The sequence below is a fragment of the Nocardioides sp. P5_C9_2 genome, from assembly GCF_054049555.1.
Map to the genome: position 1 here is coordinate 1 of NZ_JBFUMD010000579.1, position 2,141 is coordinate 2,141.

Genomic DNA, 2,141 nt, shown 5'->3' on the forward strand with positions numbered 1-2,141 from the left:
GTGTTGGACTCCTCGACCGTGATCACGCCGTCCTTGCCGACCTTGTCGAAGGCCTCGGCGAGCAGCTCGCCGATGTGGCTGTCACGGGAGGAGATCGTCGCGACCGACGCCATGTCCTCCTTGGACTCGACCTCGCGGGCGGCCTCGCGCAGCGCGTCGCCGACCGCCTCGGCGGCGGCGTCCATGCCCCGCTTGAGACCCATCGGGTTGGCGCCGGCGGCCACGGCGCGCAGACCCTCGTGGACCATCGCCTGCGCGAGCACGGTCGCGGTCGTCGTGCCGTCACCGGCGACGTCGTTGGTCTTGGTCGCGACCTCCTTGGTGAGCTGCGCACCGAGGTTCTCGAACGGGTCGTCCAGCTCGATCTCACGGGCGACGGTCACACCGTCGTTCGTGATGGTCGGCGCGCCCCACTTCTTGTCCAGGACGACGTAGCGGCCCTTGGGGCCGAGCGTCACCTTGACGGCGTTGGCGAGGGCGTCGACGCCGCGCTCGAGGGCGCGTCGGGCGTTCTCGTCGAACTCCAGGATCTTGGGCATTCACATCTCCTAGCGAAAAGGGAGATAGTCCGTGACGTTCGGACCCCGGGCAGCCTCGCCGTGGGGTCCGATCGTCACGGACTATCGGGAAATCAGGAAACGACGGCGAGGACGTCGCGGGCCGAGAGGATGAGGTACTCGGCGCCGGCGTACTTGACCTCGGTGCCGCCGTACTTGCTGTAGATGACCTTGTCACCCACGGCGACGTCGAGCGGGACGCGGTTGCCGTTGTCGTCGATGCGACCGGGGCCGATGGCCAGGACCTCGCCCTCCTGGGGCTTCTCCTTGGCCGTGTCCGGGATGACCAGGCCGGAGGCCGTGGTCTGCTCGGCGTCCAGCGGCTGGACGACGATGCGGTCCTCGAGGGGCTTGATGTTGACCGACACTTCGGATCAACCTCCACTTTCCACGTTAGATCGAGACGGACTCGAGAGCGAGTGCTCTCGCACGTTGGGGCTTGCTCTGGCCGTACGCCGTCGCGGGGGTCGTACGCCCTTGCAAGCACTGGCACCCTCAGGGCGAGAGTGCCAAGCACGACGCTAGCACTCCACCCCTCCGAGTGCCAGCGGCAGCCCTCAGACGAACGCGCCCTGGACGACGAGCGCGCGGGCGGTGCGCGGGCGGCCGCGCTGCGCCAGCTCGCCCTTCACCGTCGTGCGGATGTCCATCTGCCCGGCCTGCCGGTCCGCGGGGACCTCGAAGACCACGACCTGGGGGTCGATCGGGTCCGGCTCGACCGAGTCGGGCAGCAGGTCGTTGGYGGCGTACACCTCGACGGGCTCCTCGAAGCCGAGGCCGTACGACGTCTCGACGTCCTCCTCGCTCGCCTCGTAGGTCCCGCGCCGGCCCTCGAAGGCGGTCGGCGAGCCCGGGACGACGGTGACGACCAGCCACCGCGAGCCCGCGGGCGCCCRGCCCAGCCCGGCGACGTACGGGTGCATGACCGAGGAGCGCACGAAGCAGCCCGACTCGGCCCCCTCGACCGCGGCGGCGCCGGGGCTCCAGAGCTGGTCCCCGCAGGGTGCGCCGGCCCGGGGGAACGACGCGTCGTAGAGCGCGGCCGCGTCCCCGGTGGTGACGTCCCCGGTGGCCGCGTCGATGGTCTGGGCCACGCCGTCGTAGGTCACGTTCACGGTGACCTCCTCCGCACCCTCGGGGACCGCGACGTACTGGCGGCGGGCGCCCGGGGAGATCGTCGTGCCGTCCACCCACCCGGTCAGCGCGGGGAGCTGCCAGGTCTCGCCGTCGGCCGTGACCCCGAACGTCGGGTCCTCGAGGGCGGCGCCGGGGACGCGGTCCACCGGGACGGTGTCGTCGGTGGCGCGCAGCTCGACCTGGACGCCCACGAAGGACCCCCGCAGCGTGCCGTCCTCCGTGTCGACGCTGTCCAGGGGCTCGGTGACCGTGACCTGGAGGCGCCCCCAGGGCACCCGCACGTCCGTGCTGCGGCCCACCAGCAGGCCCTCGGCACGCTGCTCGACCAGGGTGCCCGCCTTGGCGCCCGGCTCCTCCCGCTGGGAGAGCCAGATGCCGCCGCCGGCCAGGGCGGCGATGAGGAGCACGGGGACGAGGACGATCAGCAGCTTGCGCACGGAGGAGAAC

The 2,141-nt window shown here is 71.5% G+C and carries 3 protein-coding genes; all 3 read right to left on the reverse strand.

Going from position 1 to position 2,141, the window contains the following annotated elements; translation table 11 throughout:
* A partial coding sequence (locus tag ACXJKL_RS19860) for a TCP-1/cpn60 chaperonin family protein (RefSeq protein ID WP_457208723.1) occupies positions 1 to 539 on the reverse strand: 539 nt, incomplete at its 3' end.
* A 92-nt stretch (positions 540 to 631) separates the two neighbouring features.
* Positions 632 to 925, reverse strand: a complete 294-nt coding sequence (gene groES / locus ACXJKL_RS19865) for a co-chaperone GroES (protein WP_056887203.1) — start codon at positions 923 to 925, stop codon at positions 632 to 634.
* A gap of 189 nt (positions 926 to 1,114) precedes the next feature.
* Positions 1,115 to 2,141 (reverse strand): hypothetical protein (locus ACXJKL_RS19870; protein WP_457208724.1); only part of this gene is annotated, 1,027 nt, incomplete at its 5' end.